The 16,183-nt window shown below is 53.9% G+C and carries 14 protein-coding genes and 2 pseudogenes; 14 read left to right on the forward strand and 2 right to left on the reverse strand.

The window, feature by feature from the left end:
* The first annotated feature begins 2 nt into the window (after positions 1-2).
* The 13 genes and pseudogenes from C1P89_RS04885 to C1P89_RS04955 all read left to right on the forward strand — a co-directional run bounded on the left by C1P89_RS04885 (position 3) and on the right by C1P89_RS04955 (position 14,460).
* Entirely contained in the window at positions 3-755 is a 753-nt protein-coding gene (locus C1P89_RS04885; protein WP_000235033.1) for a phage tail protein, read from the forward strand.
* 13 nt (positions 756-768) lie between these two features.
* A complete protein-coding gene (gpG, locus tag C1P89_RS04890) occupies positions 769-1,200 on the forward strand; it encodes a phage tail assembly chaperone G (protein WP_000479116.1) in 432 nt (143 codons plus the stop codon).
* Positions 1,201-1,226: 26 nt separating this feature from the next.
* Positions 1,227-1,640 carry a phage tail assembly protein T gene (locus tag C1P89_RS04895; RefSeq protein WP_001528985.1) on the forward strand — a complete coding sequence of 138 codons (414 nt, stop codon included), beginning with the start codon at positions 1,227-1,229 and terminating at the stop codon, positions 1,638-1,640.
* Positions 1,621-4,194 carry a phage tail tape measure protein gene (locus C1P89_RS04900; protein WP_000082341.1) on the forward strand — a complete coding sequence of 858 codons (2,574 nt, stop codon included), beginning with the start codon at positions 1,621-1,623 and terminating at the stop codon, positions 4,192-4,194. The genes C1P89_RS04895 and C1P89_RS04900 overlap by 20 nt, the downstream gene beginning before the upstream one ends.
* The gene (locus C1P89_RS04905) at positions 4,191-4,520 is read left to right on the forward strand and encodes a phage tail protein (protein ID WP_000847298.1); all 330 of its coding nucleotides are present in this window, start codon (positions 4,191-4,193) and stop codon (positions 4,518-4,520) included. The genes C1P89_RS04900 and C1P89_RS04905 overlap by 4 nt, the downstream gene beginning before the upstream one ends.
* Positions 4,520-5,218 carry a phage minor tail protein L gene (locus tag C1P89_RS04910; protein ID WP_001335877.1) on the forward strand — a complete coding sequence of 233 codons (699 nt, stop codon included), beginning with the start codon at positions 4,520-4,522 and terminating at the stop codon, positions 5,216-5,218. Before C1P89_RS04905 ends, C1P89_RS04910 begins: the two co-directional genes overlap by 1 nt.
* Before the next feature lie 10 nt (positions 5,219-5,228).
* A complete protein-coding gene (locus C1P89_RS04915) occupies positions 5,229-5,972 on the forward strand; it encodes a C40 family peptidase (RefSeq protein ID WP_000194710.1) in 744 nt (247 codons plus the stop codon).
* Positions 5,870-6,550 (forward strand): tail assembly protein, encoded by a 681-nt coding sequence (locus tag C1P89_RS04920; protein WP_000246350.1) that lies wholly within the window; start codon positions 5,870-5,872, stop codon positions 6,548-6,550. The genes C1P89_RS04915 and C1P89_RS04920 overlap by 103 nt, the downstream gene beginning before the upstream one ends.
* Before the next feature lie 343 nt (positions 6,551-6,893).
* A pseudogene (gene gpJ / locus C1P89_RS04940) lies at positions 6,894-10,328 on the forward strand (phage attachment tail tip protein J).
* 67 nt (positions 10,329-10,395) lie between these two features.
* A complete protein-coding gene (locus tag C1P89_RS04945) occupies positions 10,396-10,995 on the forward strand; it encodes an Ail/Lom family outer membrane beta-barrel protein (protein ID WP_001233155.1) in 600 nt (199 codons plus the stop codon).
* A 151-nt stretch (positions 10,996-11,146) separates the two neighbouring features.
* A complete protein-coding gene (locus C1P89_RS04950; RefSeq protein ID WP_241559017.1) occupies positions 11,147-13,774 on the forward strand; it encodes a prophage tail fiber N-terminal domain-containing protein in 2,628 nt (875 codons plus the stop codon).
* 3 nt (positions 13,775-13,777) lie between these two features.
* A complete protein-coding gene (locus C1P89_RS25785; protein ID WP_005136983.1) occupies positions 13,778-13,924 on the forward strand; it encodes a hypothetical protein in 147 nt (48 codons plus the stop codon).
* A 2-nt stretch (positions 13,925-13,926) separates the two neighbouring features.
* Entirely contained in the window at positions 13,927-14,460 is a 534-nt protein-coding gene (locus tag C1P89_RS04955; protein ID WP_001164162.1) for a tail fiber assembly protein, read from the forward strand.
* A gap of 28 nt (positions 14,461-14,488) precedes the next feature.
* Here the strand turns inward: C1P89_RS04955 and C1P89_RS04960 are convergent, their stop codons facing one another.
* Entirely contained in the window at positions 14,489-15,016 is a 528-nt protein-coding gene (locus tag C1P89_RS04960; protein ID WP_000972112.1) for a tail fiber assembly protein, read from the reverse strand.
* Between the two features lies 1 nt (position 15,017).
* Positions 15,018-15,860 carry a tail fiber protein gene (locus C1P89_RS04965; protein ID WP_000145463.1) on the reverse strand — a complete coding sequence of 281 codons (843 nt, stop codon included), beginning with the start codon at positions 15,858-15,860 and terminating at the stop codon, positions 15,018-15,020.
* Between the two features lie 125 nt (positions 15,861-15,985).
* Between C1P89_RS04965 and C1P89_RS04970 the strand changes: the two are divergent.
* Positions 15,986-16,165, forward strand: a pseudogene (locus C1P89_RS04970) (recombinase family protein); the annotation flags it as partial.
* Positions 16,166-16,183: the final 18 nt, after the last annotated feature.

The following is a 16,183-nucleotide window of genomic DNA, read 5'->3' on the forward strand; positions in this document are numbered from 1 at the left end:
ATATGGCAACACCAAATCCCCTGGAGCCGGTAAAAGGTGCCGGTACCACTCTGTGGGTTTACAACGGCAAGGCTGATGCTTATGCAAACCCGTTGTCAGACGATGACTGGCAGCGACTGGCTAAGGTGAAGGATCTGACGCCGGGCGAGATGACGGCTGAATCCTATGATGATAACTACCTGGATGATGAAGACGCGGACTGGAGCGCGACCGGGCAGGGGCAGAAATCTGCAGGTGATACCAGTTTTACGCTGGCCTGGAAACCGGGAGAGGAAGGCCAGAAAGGGCTTATAGGCTGGTTTGAAAGCGGCGATGTCCGGGCCTATAAAATCCGTTTTCCGAATGGCACGGTGGATGTGTTTCGTGGCTGGGTCAGCAGTATCGGTAAGGCCGTGACGGCGAAAGAAGTGATCACCCGCACGGTGAAAGTCACTAACGTGGGTAAACCTTCTGTAGCGGAAGAACGCAGCAAAATTACGCCGGTCAGTGCGATTAAGGTGACGCCGACATCCGGTACGGTGGCAAAAGGGAAAACAACCACCCTGACGGTTTCTTTTGAGCCGGAAAGTGCAACCGACAAGACGTTCAGAGCGGTTTCCGCCGATCCGTCGAAAGCCACCATTAGTGTGAAAGATATGACAATTACGGTAAACGGCGTGGCGACAGGTAAGGTGCAGATCCCTGTGGTGAGCGGAAATGGTCAGTTCGCCGCAGTGGCTGAAGTCACCGTTACTGAAGCGGGCGCTGCAGGGTAAACGGAGGTAATACATGTTTCTGAAAACAGAACAATTTGAATATAACGGTGTGTCTGTCACGCTTTCCGAATTGTCTGCGCTGCAGCGTATCGAGCATCTTGCCCTCCTGAAACGGCGTGCAGAACAGGCAGAATCCAGCGGCAACCTGCAGGTAAGCGTGGAAGATCTCGTCAGAACCGGCGCGTTTCTGGTGGCGATGTCCCTGTGGCATAACCATCCACAGAAAACGCAGTCACCGTCAATGAATGAGGCCGTGATGAAGATAGAGCAGGAAGTGCTCACCACCTGGCCTGCCGATGCCATTGCCCGGGCGGAAGACGTGGTGTTGTGCCTGTCCGGGATGATCGAAGCTGTTCGTCCGGATACTGATATTACTGAAGTGGCGAAAAATAACACGCTGACTGATGATGATTTTTCTGCGGGAAAGTCTTCGACGGCGAGCTGAACTTTGCCCTCAGACTGGCGCGTGAGATGGGGAGACCCGACTGGCGCGCCATGCTTGCCGGGATGACATCCACCGAATATGCCGACTGGCGCCGTTTTTACCGCACGCATTATTTTCAGGATACCCAGCTGGATATGCATTTTTCCGGGCTGACGTACGCTGTACTCAGCCTGTTTTTTTGCGATCCGGATATGCATCCCTCTGATTTCAGTCTGCTTGTCCCCCGGCATGAGGAAGAGCAGGTGGAGAGGCCGGATGAGGACAAAATGCTGATGCAGAAAGCGGCAGGACTTGCCGGAGGCGTCCGGTTCGGTGGGGACGGAGGGCGCGATATTTTATCGTCTGCGGATGTGGCGGATGTCATGGTGGATGATGCCGCATTAATGATGGCTTCAGCGGGGATTCCGGGAGGTGTGAGATATGTCCCAGCCGGTTGGTGATCTTGTTATTGACCTGAGTCTGGATGCTGTCCGTTTCGATGAGCAGATGAGCCGGGTAAGGCGTCATTTTTCAGGTCTGGATACCGACGCCAGAAAAACCGCCAGTGCTGTTGAACAGGGCCTGAGCCGCCAGGCGCTGGCTGCACAAAAAGCCGGGATTTCCGTCGGGCAGTATAAAGCGGCCATGCGAACCCTGCCCGCACAGTTTACGGATATCGCCACGCAGCTTGCCGGTGGTCAGAATCCCTGGCTGATCCTGCTGCAACAGGGCGGTCAGGTGAAGGACTCCTTCGGCGGGATGATCCCCATGTTCAGGGGGCTTGCCGATGCGATCACCCTGCCGATGGTCGGGGTCACCTCGCTGGCGGTGGCGACAGGTGCACTGGTGTACGCCTGGTACCAGGGAGATTCCACGCTTTCAGCGTTTAATAAAACCCTGGTTCTTTCCGGTAATCAGTCCGGACTGACTGCCGATCGTATGCTGACTCTCTCAAGAGCCGGGCAGGCAGCAGGGCTGACGTTTAACCAGGCGAGAGAGTCACTGGCAGCCCTGGTGAATGCCGGTGTGCGTGGTGGTGAACAGTTTGATGCCATCAACCAGAGTGTCGCGCGTTTTGCGTCTGCATCCGGTGTGGAGGTGGATAAAGTCGCTGAAGCCTTCGGGAAGCTGACCACTGACCCGACGTCGGGACTGATGGCGATGGCGCGCCAGTTCCGTAACGTGACGGCAGAGCAGATTGCGTATGTTGCACAGCTGCAGCGTTCCGGAGACGAGGCCGGGGCATTGCAGGCGGCGAACGATATCGCCACGAAAGGCTTTGATGAGCAGACCCGTCGCCTGAAAGAAAACATGGGAACACTGGAGACCTGGGCGGATAAAACAGGGAAGGCATTCAAATCGATGTGGGATGCCATTCTGGATATCGGTCGTCCGGAATCCTCAGCGGATATGCTCGCCAGTGCGCAGAAGGCATTTGATGAGGCGGATAAAAAATGGCAGTGGTACCAGAGTCGGAGCCAGCGCCGCGGTAAAACCTCCTCTTTCCGGGCCAACCTTCAGGGCGCATGGGATGACCGGGAAAATGCCCGTCTGGGTCTGGCAGCGGCAACGCTGCAGTCGGATATGGAAAAAGCCGGTGAACTGGCGGCAAGGGACAGGGCTGAGCGTGAGTCGTCACAGCTGAAGTATACCGGAGAGGCGCAGAAGGCGTATGAGCGCCTGCTGACGCCACTGGAGAAATATACCGCCCGGCAGGAAGAGCTGAATAAGGCCCTGAAAGACGGGAAAATCCTGCAGGCGGATTACAACACGCTGATGGCGTCGGCAAAAAAGGATTATGAGTCGACGCAGAAAAAGCCGTCCGGTGTGAAGGTGTCTGCCGGTGAGCGCCAGGAAGACCAGGCGCATGCAGCCCTGCTGGCGCTTGAAACTGAGCTCAGGACGCTGGAGAAGCACAGCGGTGCGAATGAAAAAATCAGCCAGCAGCGCCGTGATTTATGGAAAGCGGAAAATCAGTATGTGGTCCTGAAAGAGGCCGCCACGAAACGGCAGTTATCTGAGCAGGAAAAATCCCTGCTGGCCCATGAGAAAGAAACGCTGGAGTACAAACGCCAGCTGGCTGAGCTGGGCGACAAGATTGAACACCAGAAACGGCTGAATGAGCTGGCACAGCAGGCGGCGCGGTTTGAACAGCAGCAGAGCGCGAAGCAGGCGGCAATCAGCGCAAAAGCCCGCGGACTCACCGACCGTCAGGCGCAGCGGGAGTCGGAAGAGCAGCGCCTTCGTGAGGTGTACGGTGATAATCCGGCTGCGCTGGCGAAGGCCACATCTGCACTGAAGAACACCTGGTCTGCGGAGGAGCAGCTTCGTGGAAGCTGGATGGCCGGGATGAAGTCCGGCTGGGGCGAGTGGGCGGAAAGTGCGACGGACAGTTTTTCGCAGGTTAAAAACGCGGCCACGCAGACCTTTGACGGTATTGCACAGAATATGGCAGCGATGCTGATCGGCAGCGAACAGAACTGGCGTGGTTTCACCCGTTCTGTGCTGTCCATGCTGACAGAGATTTTTCTGAAGCAGGCGATGGTGGGGATAGTCGGGAGTATCGGCAGCGCCATTGGCGGTGCTTTCGGTGGTGGTGCGTCTGCCTCCACGGGGACGGCCATTCAGGCTGCGGCGGCGAACTTCCATTTCGCGACCGGGGGATTTACGGGGACGGGGGGTAAATATGAACCTGCGGGGATTGTTCATCGCGGGGAGTTTGTCTTCACGAAGGAGGCGACCAGCCGGATTGGTGTCGGCAATCTGTACCGCCTGATGCGGGGCTATGCGGAAGGTGGTTATGTCGGCGGTGCCGGAAGTCCGGCGCAGATGCGGCGGGCGGAAGGCATTAATTTTAATCAGAACAATCACGTGGTGATTCAGAACGACGGCCCCAACGGGCGGGCAGGGCCGCAGCTGATGAAAGCGGTGTATGAGATGGCCCGCAAGGGGGCACAGGATGAACTCCGGCTGCAGTTGCGTGATGGCGGTATGTTATCAGGGAGCGGTGGATGAAAACCTTTCGCTGGAAAGTGAAGCCGGATATGGAGGTGAACTCGCAGCCATCGGTGCGTGAAGTGCGTTTTGGTGACGGGTACTCACAGCGTATGGCGGCAGGGCTGAATGCTGACCTGAAAACATACAGGGTGACGCTTTCCGTGACCCGGGAGGAGGCCCGGCATCTGGAAGCGTTCCTGGCAGAGCACGGTGGCTGGAAGGCATTTTTGTGGAAGCCACCCTATGCATACCGGCAGATAAAGGTGACCTGTGCCGGGTGGTCTGCGCGGGTCGGGATGTTGCGCGTTGAGTTCAGCGCGGAGTTTAAGCAGGTGGTGAACTGATGCAGGATATTCGCGAAGAAAGTCTGAACGAGTCGGTTAAGTCAGAGCAGTCACCGCGGGTGGTACTCTGGGAAATCGACCTGACGGTACAGGGTGGTGAGCGGTATTTTTTCTGTAATGAGCTGAATGAAAAAGGGGAGCCGGTCACCTGGCAGGGGCGTAAGTATGAGGCATACCCGATTGACGGCAGCGGCTTTGAGATGAACGGCCGGGGCAGCAGTGCCAGACCGTCGCTGACGGTGTCCAATCTGTTCGGTCTGGTCACCGGGATGGCGGAAGACCTGCAGAGTCTGGTGGGGGCCACGGTGGTCCGCCGCCGGGTGTATGCCCGTTTTCTGGATGCGGTGAATTTCGTTGCGGGCAATCCGGAGGCGGACCCGGAGCAGGAGCTGAGTGACCGCTGGGTGGTGGAGCAGATGTCGCAGCTGACAGCCATGACGGCCTCGTTTGTGCTGGCTACACCGACCGAGACGGACGGGGCGCTGTTTCCCGGTCGCATCATGCTGGCGAACACCTGTATGTGGGATTACCGGGGAGATGAATGCGGGTATAACGGTCCTGCGGTGGCGGATGAGTTCGACAACCCCACCACGGATATCCGTAAGGACAGATGCAGCAAGTGCATGCGCGGGTGTGAACTGCGCAGGAATGTCGGCAATTTTGGCGGTTTCCTTTCCATTAATAAACTTTCGCAGTAAATCCCGGTTTATGACACAGACTGAATCAGCGATTCTGGCACATGCCCGGCGGTGTGCGCCTGCGGAGTCGTGCGGCTTCGTGATAAGCACGCCGGAGGGGGAGCGGTATATCCCTTGTGTGAATATTTCCGCAGAGCCGGAGGCGTATTTTCGTATCGCACCGGAAGACTGGCTGCGGGCAGAGATGCAGGGGGAGATTGTGGCACTGGTCCACAGTCATCCCGGTGGGCTGCCCTGGCTGAGCGAGGCTGACCGGCGGTTGCAGATAAAAAGCGCACTGCCCTGGTGGTTGGTCTGCCGGGGTGACATTCACAAATTCCGCTGTGTGCCACATCTGACAGGACGGCGCTTTGAGCACGGGGTGACGGACTGTTACACGCTGTTCCGGGATGCTTATCATCTGGCGGGGACTGAAATGCCGGATTTTCATCGCGAGGATGACTGGTGGCGCAACGGTCAGAACCTTTACCTGGACAATATGGCGGTCACCGGCTTTTACCGGGTGCCCCTGTCCTCTGCACAGGCGGGCGATATTCTGCTGTGCTGCTTTGGTGCTTCGGTACCGAACCATGCCGCCATTTACTGCGGCAACGGTGAGCTGCTTCACCATCTGCCTGAACAACTGAGTAAACGGGAGAGGTATTCCGAAAAATGGCAACGACGAACGCATTCAGTCTGGCGTCACCGCCACTGGCACGCATCTGCCTTCACGGGGATTTACAACGATTTGGCCGCCGCCTTAGCCTGTATGTGAACACGGCAGCGGAAGCCATTCGCGCCCTGTCGATGCAGATGCCGGGCTTTCGCCGTCAGATGAACGAAGGCTGGTACCAGATACGTATTGCCGGTTATGACACGGCACCGGAGGCGGTGTACGCCCGTCTTCACGAACAGCTGGGTGAGGGAACGGTCATCCACATTGTGCCGCGACTGGCCGGGGCCGGAAAGGGTGGACTGCAGATTGTGCTGGGGGCGGCAGCCATCGTGGGCTCTTTCTTCACTGCCGGGGCATCAATGGCGTTATGGGGTTCAGCCCTGGCAGCCGGTGGTTTTTCTGCCACCACGATGCTGTTTTCACTTGGAGCCAGCATGATTCTGGGCGGTGTGGCCCAGATGCTGGCCCCGAAGGCAAAAACACCGGATTACCGCGCAACGGATAACGGCAGACAGAACACGTACTTTTCCTCACTGGATAACATGATTGCCCAGGGGAACCCGATGCCGGTGCCTTACGGGGAAATGCTGGTTGGCTCCCGCCGTATATCCCAGGACATCAGCACCCGTGATGAAGGCGGGGGCGGAAAGGTCGTGGTTATCGGGCGGCAGGGGTAAAAAGAATAAAAAAATCCCGCAGTGATCGCGGACAGGAACTGCGGGAGAGTTACGAAGATTAAGTGTAAGGAATTATTCTTATATCACGACAAAAAAATTAACGCAGAGAAATTATACGCGCCACAGTCAGTTTGTGAAAATGTGAAGATATTCAGAATTTTTATGCCATTACCGGTTTTAACCAACAGGATTATCGGTGGGCATGAAAGAAAACCCCGGTATCTGCTGATACCGGGGTTTCTCTTTAGCATGGCAGAAATGTGTTTCATGCTTTTCGGGCGAAGGATATCCGACTTCTGTACGGAATGGCAAGTGGCGGTTAATTTATTCAGGGGAAGGCTGTATGGGAAAAGGTGGCGGTAAGGCACACACGCCTCGTGAGGCGAAGGATAATCTCAAATCCACGCAGATGATGAGCGTGATTGATGCGATTGGTGAGGGACTGATAGAAGGTCCGGTGAAGGGACTGCAGAGTATCCTGGTGAACAAAACCCCGCTGACGGACACGGACGGTAATCCCGTGATACACGGTGTGACGGCGGTCTGACGCGCCGGGGAGCAGGAGCAGACACCACCGGAAGGCTTTGAGTCCTCCGGTGCTGAAACCGGACTGGGCGTGGAAGTGACGAAGGCAAAACCGGTGACGCGCACCATTACGTCCGCGAACATTGACCGCCTGCGGGTTACCTTCGGGGTGCAGTCACTGGTGCAGACCACGTCAAAGGGTGACCGAAACCCGACATCCGTCCGCCTGCTGATTCAGTTACAGCGTAACGGTAACTGGGTGACAGAAAAGGATGTCACCATTAACGGCAAGACCACCTCGCAGTTTCTGGCGTCGGTGATTCTGGATAATCTGCCTCCCCGTCCTTTTAACATCCGGATGGTCCGGGAGACAGCGGACAGCACCACGGACCAGCTGCAGAATAAGACGCTGTGGTCGTCATACACCGAAATCATCGATGTGAAACAGTGCTACCCGAACACGGCCATTGTGGGGCTGCAGGTGGATGCGGAGCAGTTCGGCGGCCAGCAGATGACGGTGAACTACCATATCCGCGGTCGCATCATCCAGGTGCCGTCAAACTATGACCCGGAAAAACGCACGTACAGTGGTATCTGGGACGGTAGCCTGAAACCGGCATACAGCAACAATCCGGCCTGGTGTCTGTGGGACATGCTGACTCACCCGCGCTACGGCATGGGAAAACGTCTGGGGGCGGCGGATGTGGACAAGTGGGCGCTGTATGCCATCGGGCAGTACTGCGACCAGACGGTCCCGGATAGTTTCGGGGAGACCGAGCCGCGGATGACCTTCAATGCGTACCTGGCACAACAGCGTAAGGCATGGGACGTGCTCAGTGATTTCTGCTCGGCGATGCGCTGTATGCCGGTATGGAACGGCCAGACGCTGACGTTTGTTCAGGACCGCCCGTCGGATGTGGTGTGGCCGTACACCAACAGCGATGTGGTGGTGGATGATAACGGCGTGGGTTTCCGCTACAGCTTCAGTGCCCTGAAGGACCGGCACACGGCGGTGGAGGTGAATTATACCGACCCGCAGAACGGCTGGCAGACCTCCACGGAACTGGTGGAAGACCCGGAAGCCATACTGCGCTACGGACGCAACCTGCTGAAGATGGACGCGTTCGGCTGTACCAGCCGCGGTCAGGCCCACCGTGCCGGACTGTGGGTGATAAAGACCGAACTGCTGGAAACGCAGACGGTGGATTTCACGCTCGGGTCTCAGGGGCTGCGGCACACACCCGGTGACATCATTGAAATCTGTGATAACGACTATGCCGGGACCCTGACCGGCGGACGTGTCCTGTCCATTGATGCTGCCACCCGCACTCTGACGCTGGACCGTGAAGTGACACTTCCGGAGACCGGTGCCGCCACGGTGAACCTGATTAACGGCAGCGGTAAGCCGGTGAGTGTGGACATCACCGAACACCCCGCGCCGGACCGGATACAGGTCAGTACCCTGCCTGATGGTGTGGGGACTCTCCCTGCCGTCACTGCGCCGTCTCCTGTTCCGCTGTGTCTCCGTCCGGGAAAACACGGACGGCACCTTTGCCATCACGGCGGTGCAGCACGTACTGGAAAAAGAAGCCATCGTGGATAACGGTGCCCGCTTTGAGCCGCAGTCAGGTTCCCTGAACAGCGTCATCCCACCGGCAGTGCAGCACCTGACGGCCAGTATCTGGCGCAGGCGAAATGGGACACGCCGCGGGTGGTGAAGGGTGTGCGCTTCAGTCTGCGCCTGACCAGTGGTAAGGGAACGGATGCCAGACTGGTGACCACCGCCATCACCGCAGACACGGAGCACCGTTTCAGCGGCCTGCCGCTCGGGGAATACACCCTGACGGTGCGGGCGATAAACAGCTATGGCCAGCAGGGTGAACCTGCCACCACCACCTTCCGGATTGCCGCACCGGCAGCACCGTCGCGGATTGAGCTGACGCCGGGCTATTTTCAGATAACCGCAACGCCGCATCTTGCCGTTTATGACCCGACGGTACAGTTTGAGTTCTGGTTCTCGGAAAAGCGGATTGCGGATATCAGGCAGGTTGAAACCAGCGCCCGCTATCTTGGCACGGCGCTGTACTGGATAGCCGCCAGTATCAATATCAAACCGGGCCATGATTATTATTTTTACGTTCGCAGTGTGAACACCGTTGGCAAATCGGCATTCGTGGAGGCTGTCGGTCGGGCGAGCGATGATGCGGAAGGTTACTTGGATTTTTTCAAAGGAGAGATAGGGAAAACACATCTGGCTCAGGAGCTGTGGACGCAGATTGATAACGGTCAGCTTGCGCCTGACCTGGCTGAAATCAGGACGTCCATTACGGATGTCAGCAATGAAATCACGCAGACTGTCAATAAGAAACTGAAAGACCAGAGTGCGGCAATCCAGCAGATACAGAAGGTTCAGGTTGATACAAATAATAATCTGAACAGCATGTGGGCTGTGAAGCTGCAACAGATGAAGGACGGACGCCTTTATATTGCGGGTATCGGTGCCGGTATTGAGAATACGCCAGCAGGAATGCAGAGTCAGGTGCTGCTGGCGGCAGACAGGATTGCGATGATTAATCCTGCGAATGGCAACACAAAGCCGATGTTTGTTGGTCAGGGCGATCAGATATTCATGAACGACGTGTTCCTGAAACGCCTGACGGCTCCCACCATTACCAGCGGCGGTAATCCTCCGGCATTTTCCCTGACACCGGACGGAAAACTGACCGCTAAAAATGCAGATATCAGTGGCAGTGTGAATGCGAACGCCGGGACGCTCAACAATGTCACAATTAATGAGAACTGTCAGATTAAGGGGAAACTGTCAGCCAACCAGATTGAAGGCGATATAGTCAAAACAGTGGGTAAGGCTTTTCCGCGGGACTCCCGGGCACCGGAGCGGTGGCCATCAGGGACCATTACCGTCAGGATTTATGACGATCAGCCTTTTGACAGGCAAATTGTTATTCCGGCGGTGGCATTCAGCGGCGCTAAACATGAGCGGGAGAATAACGATATTTATTCGTCATGCCGCCTGATAGTACGGAAAAACGGTGCTGAAATTTATAACCGTACCGCGCTGGATAATACGCTGATTTACAGTGGTGTTATTGATATGCCAGCTGGTCGCGGCCACATGACGCTGGAGTTTTCGGTGTCAGCATGGCTGGTGAATAACTGGTATCCCACAGCAAGTATCAGCGATTTGCTGGTTGTGGTGATGAAGAAAGCCACCGCAGGCATCAGTATCAGCTGAATTTTATAACCCATATACGGGCGCCAGAAATGGCGCCTTTTTTATTGCAGAAAAGCGAGAGGTAATTATGCGTAAAGTTTGTGCAGCCATTTTGTCCGCAGCCATCTGTCTGTCCGTATCCGGTGCGCCTGCATGGGCGTCTGAACATCAGTCCACACTGAGCGCGGGGTATCTTCATGCCCGTACGAACGCTCCCGGCAGCGATAATCTGAACGGGATTAACGTGAAATACCGTTATGAGTTTACGGACGCGCTGGGGCTGATTACGTCCTTCAGTTATGCCAATGCTGAGGATGAGCAAAAAACGCACTACAGCGATACCCGCTGGCATGAAGATTCCGTGCGTAACCGCTGGTTCAGCGTGATGGCGGGGCCGTCTGTACGCGTGAATGAATGGTTCAGCGCGTATGCGATGGTGGGTGTGGCTTACAGCCGTGTGTCGACTTTCTCCGGGGATTATCTCCGCGTAACTGACAACAAGGGGAAAACGCACGATGTGCTGACCGGAAGTGATGACGGTCGCCACAGCAACACGTCTCTGGCGTGGGGGGCTGGCGTGCAGTTTAACCCGACCGAATCCGTGACCATTGACCTTGCTTATGAAGGTTCCGGTAGTGGTGACTGGCGAACGGATGCATTTATTGTTGGTATCGGATACCGTATCTGACAACAGACGCCGATTTATCTTCTGTAAATATTGTTATGATACGCAGGTTCATCCACCTTATGGGGTGAACTGCGTTTGAGGAAACGTAAAGTTACACTGTCCTGAAGCCCGTGGCGTCACTGCTGCGGGCTTTTTTTATTGGTGGAAAAGTATGACAGTAAAAATTTCTGGCGTGCTTAAAGATGGCACAGGAAAACCAGTACAGAACTGCACCATTGTGCTGAAGGCCAGACGAACCAGCAGCACGATGGTGGTGAACACGGTGGCCTCTGAAAATCCGGATGAAGCCGGACGTTACAGCATGGATGTTGAGCATGGTCAGTACAGCGTCACCCTGCTGGTTGAAGGTTTTCCGCCTTCACATGCCGGGACCATTACCGTCTATGAAGGTTCCAGACCAGGTACGCTGAATGATTTTCTCGGTGCCATGACGGAGGATGATGTCCGACCGGAGGCACTGCGCCGCTTTGAGCAGATGGTGGAAGAGGTGTCACGTAACGCCTCCGCGGTTGCACAGAATACGGCAGCCGCGAAAAAATCAGCCAGCGAGGCGGCAACTCATGCAACCGATGCTGCAGCCTCAGCACGTGCCGCCAGCACGTCAGCCGGACAGGCCGCGTCGTCGGCTCAGTCAGCGTCTTCCAGCGCAGGAACGGCATCGACAAAGGCCCGTGAAGCAGCAAAAAGTGCTGCTGCAGAGTCATCAAAAAGCGCGGCAGCTACCAGCGCCAGTGCCGCGAAAACGTCAGAAACGAATGCCGCAGCATCACAAAAATCGGCAGCCACTTCTGCATCCACAGCGACCACGAAGGCGTCAGAAGCTGCCACCTCGGCACGGGGTGCGGCGGCCTCAAAAGAGGCAGCGAAATCTTCAGAAACGAATGCATCATCAAGTGCCAGTAGTGCAGCTTCCTCGGCAACGGCGGCAGGAAATTCCGCGAAGGCGGCAAAAACGTCCGAGACGAACGCTAAGTCTTCTGAAACAGCAGCGGGACAGAGCGCCTCAGCTGCGGCAGGTTCAAAAACAGCGGCTGCATTATCTGCCAGTGCCGCGTCAACAAGTGCCGGGCAGGCCTCAGCCAGTGCCACCGCCGCCGGAAAATCGGCAGAAAGCGCCGCATCATCCGCTTCAACAGCCACAACGAAGGCTGGCAAAGCCACTGAGCAAGCCACTGCAGCAGCGAGGTCTGCTTCTGCAGCAAAAACCTCTGAAACAAATGCAAAGACTTCAGCAGACAATGCTGCTTCCTCTAAGGCAGCAGCCGCATCGTCAGCCAGTTCAGCGGCGTCATCGGCATCATCTGCGTCTGCTTCAAAAGATGAGGCGACCAGACAAGCGTCAGCAGCGAAAGGTAGTGCCACGACAGCAACAACGAAAGCATCAGAGGCGGCAGGCAGTGCGACGGCTGCATCTCAGAGCAAAGTTGCTGCTGAATCCGCGGCAACGCGCGCCGAGACAGCAGCAAAACGGGCAGAGGATATTGCATCCGCCGTGGCGCTGGAGGATGCGAGCACGACGAAAAAGGGGATAGTACAGCTCAGCAGTGCGACCAACAGCACTTCCGAGTCACTGGCGGCAACGCCAAAAGCGGTTAAGGCGGTAATGGGTGAAACGAACAAGAAAGCGCCCTTAAATAGTCCTGCACTGACCGGAACGCCAACAACACCAACTGCGCGACAGGGAACGAATAATACCCAAATCGCAAGCACGGCTTTCGTTATGGCTGCGATTGCCGCCCTTGTAGATTCGTCACCTGATGCACTGAACACGCTGAACGAGCTGGCTGCGGCGCTGGGCAACGACCCGAATTTTGCGACCACCATGACTAACGCGCTTGCGGGTAAGCAACCGAAAGATGCCACCCTGACGGCGCTGGCCGGACTTACTACTGCGGCAGGCAAGTTTCCGTATTTTACGGGGAATGATGTCGCCAGCCTGGCAACCCTGACAAAAGTCGGGCGGGATATTCTTGCGAAATCGACCGTTGCTGCCGTTATCGAATACCTCGGTTTACGAGAACTCGGCACAAGCGGGGAGAAAATACCGTTACTCAGTACAGCGAATACCTGGACTAATCGACAAACATTCAGCGGTGGCCTTTCTGGTGAACTATCCGGCAATGCTTCTACAGCTGCAAAATTAAAAACTGCCAGGAAAATAAGCAATGTGGCTTTTGATGGTTCCTCCGATATCACATTAAAAGCAAGTCATGTTGGTGCGTTTGCCTTAGGGAAAACAGGAAGCACCGTTGCGAATGATAAAGCAGTTGGATGGAACTGGAGTAGCGGAGCCTATAACGCAACTATTAGTGGTGCATCAACGTTAATTATTCATTTTTATATGGGAGAAGGAAGTTGTCCTGCAGCTCAGTTTCGGATTAATTATAAAAATGGCGGTATTTTTTATCGTTCAGCCCGTGATGGTTATGGTTTTGAAGCCGACTGGTCCGAATTTTACACCACCAGAAAACCTTCAGCAGGAGATGTTGGTGCACTGCCGTTATCTGGTGGTCAACTGAATGGTGCACTGGGTATCGGAACATCCAGTGCTCTTGGCGGTAATTCGATTGTATTGGGTGATAATGACACGGGCTTTAAACAAAAAGGCGATGGTAATCTGGATGTTTATGCTAATAACGTCCATGTTATGCGCTTTGTCTCCGGAAGCATTCAAAGTAATAAAACCATAAATATTACGGGACGTGTTAATCCCTCGGATTACGGTAACTTTGATTCCCGCTATGTGAGAGATGTCAGACTTGGCACACGAGTTGTTTAGACCATGAAGAAAGGCGTGATGTATGAAAAATCAGGCCATGTAATCACGGGGCTTGGTATTATCGGTGAAGTCGATGGTGATGATCCGGCAGTATTCAGACCAATACAAAAGTTAATTAACGGAACATGGTATAACGTATCGCAGGTATAATCATGCAGCATTTAAAAAACATTGTCGCAGGTAATCCAAAAACCGTTGAACAATACCAGCTAACAAAGAATTTTGATGTTATCTGGTTATGGTCCGAAGATGGAAAAAATTGGCATGAGGAATTAAAAAACTTTCAGGAGGATACAATAAAACTGGCTTACACAGTTGAGGGAATAATTATTGCTATAGACAAGGATGTATCAGCAATTAATCCAGAAGGTTTAAGTGTCGTTGAGTTGCCTGATATTACAGCAAATCGCCGGGCTGATATTTCGGGCAACTGGATGTTCAAAGATGGTGCGGTGATAAAGCGAACTTATACCGAGGAAGAGCAAAGGCAACAAGCGGAAAATGAAAAGCAGAGCCTGCTGCAGCTCGTCAGGGATAAAACCCAGCTGTGGGACTCTCAGCTACAGCTGGGCATCATTTCCGATGAGAATAAACAAAAATTAACCGAGTGGATGCTCTATGCGCAGAAGGTTGAATCCACAGACACCTCCAGCCTGCCAGTAACGTTTCCCGAACAACCAGAATGAGAGAAGGCCCGCTATCGGGCCTTAATTTTTATTCAGGCTTTTGTGGCCATTCAGGATTTGCCGTATCCACACGGCTGACCAGAACACTGTAGCGTTCCCATGCTTCCAGTCGTGTGCGTTCCTCGTCTGTTGCCATATTCAGCCTGACAGCGCGTTCCAGCGGCTGGATGACTGATTCAGCTTCGGAAAGCAATGCGGCCTTTTGTGATTCGGCCTGTTGTTGCAGTTCCTGTTCTGTATATTCCCTCTTTACTACTTTACCATCCAGAAACATCCATTTTCCGTTATTGTCTGCGTGACGATTTGCCGTAATATCAGGAACTTCAACTATGCTTAGCCCTTCAGGATTAATAGTTGAAACGTCTTTACTGACAGCAACGATGATGTTGTTCTCATCGTAAGCAATTTTTATGGTGTCTGGCTGAAAATTCTTTTGTTCCTCATACCAGTTTTTGCCATCTTCGCAAAAGAGCCATACCACGCCCGCTTTTTTAGTTAGCTGGTATTGTTCCGGTGTTTTCGGATTCCCGGCCTTAATATTTTTCAGGTGCATCATCTTAAACACTCCCCACGTTGTACCATATTCCCCCAATCAATTTCTGAATTGGCCTTCTGGCAACAGTGTCGACAATATCATCCGCATTGCTGTTAATTGCGGCTGTTAAAACATAACCTGACGCATCGCCAAAGCCGTAGTCGCGCCATACGTTTTTATATTCAATGCTGCCAAGACGAATATCCCGAACGACATGATTATGCAGCCATGTGCTTAACCAGTTGTTTTCCCACACTGAACCATAAATATCGCCACTAGACGCAACTTGCGCACCACTTCCCAGCGCAAATCCCCCATCTGTTTTAAAAATGAAATCACCACCACCATCTGAACCGTTATTAATATGAACACCATCACCACCGTTATCTTTCCACAAAAACATACGAATTCTTCCGTCTTCGTTGGCGAATGTAATGTGGTGGCGGTAATTACTTTTTAATCTAAAATTGCTGCCATTAGATTCAATATCTTTATAAAGATGTAATCCTAACTCATCAATATGTCCGATGCGCGAACCATTTGAATAGAAGCTAATAATACCATCTCCATCTTGCCTAAATCCGGTGTCGTTATCTCCCAGAACAATGGAGTTTTCACCCAGTGCGTTATCAGTAGCTCCAATAGCTAGACCTCCTTTAATTTTGGCCCCGTGGCTGACAGATATAGCACCTGTTCTCAGATTTATAGCGAATGGCCTTAATGGGCCGATATTACCGTTTTCGCCTTGTCCTTCAGCCGTCGGAATGAAATGAAGAAAATCTTCTGAACGACGGAAAATTAGACCGAAGGTATCATTGAAAATTCGCAGCGCATTCACCGTGCCAATTTTCAGTTCTCCGGTCATTTTATCGCCGGAACGCTGAACGGCGTTACCAGCCTTGTTTACCGTTTCCTGTAAACCGAGGTTTTAGATAATGGCGGTTTCTGGCCTGCATGGCATGATTTGTGCTTTTGGACGGGAGATTCAGCGTGCTGATTGGCTATGTAAGGGTATCAACAAATGACCAGAATACAGACCTGCAACGAAACGCTCTTGTTTGTGCAGGATATGAACAAATATTTGAAGATAAATTAAGCGGAACAAGGACAGGCCGACCTGGATTAAAACGTGCTTTAAAGCGCCTTCAAAAAGGTGACGCACTGGTTGTCTGAAAACTGGACTGACTG

The sequence above is a fragment of the Shigella sonnei genome, assembly GCF_002950395.1.
In the GTDB taxonomy this organism is placed as follows: Bacteria; Pseudomonadota; Gammaproteobacteria; order Enterobacterales; family Enterobacteriaceae; genus ECMA0423.